Raw genomic sequence first — 765 nt, 5'->3', positions numbered from 1 at the left:
CGACTACATCGAGTTCTTCTACAACCCGCAGCGCAAACACGTTAGGAACGGCATGCTGTCACCGATCGCCTTCGAACAGCAGCAAAAACTGAAACTGCGAGGCGTCTAGGAAACTAGGGGCGATTCACTGCGAGTCCTACATCGCCAGCCAGCGTTCCGAGGGCTGGGCGCTAGTGCGCGATCAATACGACGATGGCGGCATCTCGGGCGGCACGCTGGAACGCCCCGGTCTGAAACGGTTGCTTGCCGACATCGAGGACGGGCTGGTCGACGTGGTGGTGGTCTACAAGATCGACCGGCTGTCTCGCTCGCTGATGGACTTCTCCAAGCTGGTCGAGGTGTTCGACCGCAACAGCGTGACCTTCGTTTCGGTGACGCAGTCGTTCAACACCACCACGTCCATGGGGCGGCTGACGCTGAACATCCTGCTGTCGTTCGCCCAGTTCGAACGGGAGGTCACGGCCGAACGGATCCGCGACAAGGTCCGCGCCAGCCGGATGAAGGGCATGTGGATGGGTGGCTGCCCGCCGCTGGGCTACGAGGTCAAGGACCGGAAGCTGGTCGAAAGACCTGCCGATGCCGCGCATGTACGCTGGGTGTTTGCCCGGTTCATCGAGATCGGATCGGGCACGGTGCTGGCTCTACCGGATTTACCGGGAAGAGGGCCTGTCGGTGCGCCGCCGTCGTGGCCGCAAACGGGCTCGTGGCAGTCGCACGCCGATGCCGGTTCCACTGCGGCCAAACCAGCGCTGGTCGCTGGACTTC

Annotated in this window: 2 pseudogenes; both read left to right on the top strand. The window is 62.9% G+C overall.

The features are described 5' to 3' along the window. Nucleotides 1-128: 128 nt before the first annotated feature. Nucleotides 129-641, top strand: a pseudogene (locus G4Z14_RS18740) (recombinase family protein); the annotation flags it as partial. Further along, nucleotides 640-765 (top strand): annotated as a pseudogene (locus tag G4Z14_RS18735) (IS3 family transposase); the annotation flags it as partial. The pseudogenes G4Z14_RS18740 and G4Z14_RS18735, both read left to right, overlap by 2 nt.

This window comes from Tabrizicola oligotrophica, from assembly GCF_011008935.1.
GTDB lineage: Bacteria > Pseudomonadota > Alphaproteobacteria > Rhodobacterales > Rhodobacteraceae > Tabrizicola_A > Tabrizicola_A oligotrophica.
Note: the sequence above shows the minus strand (reverse complement) of the source record. Positions and strands in the feature narration are given on the sequence as shown.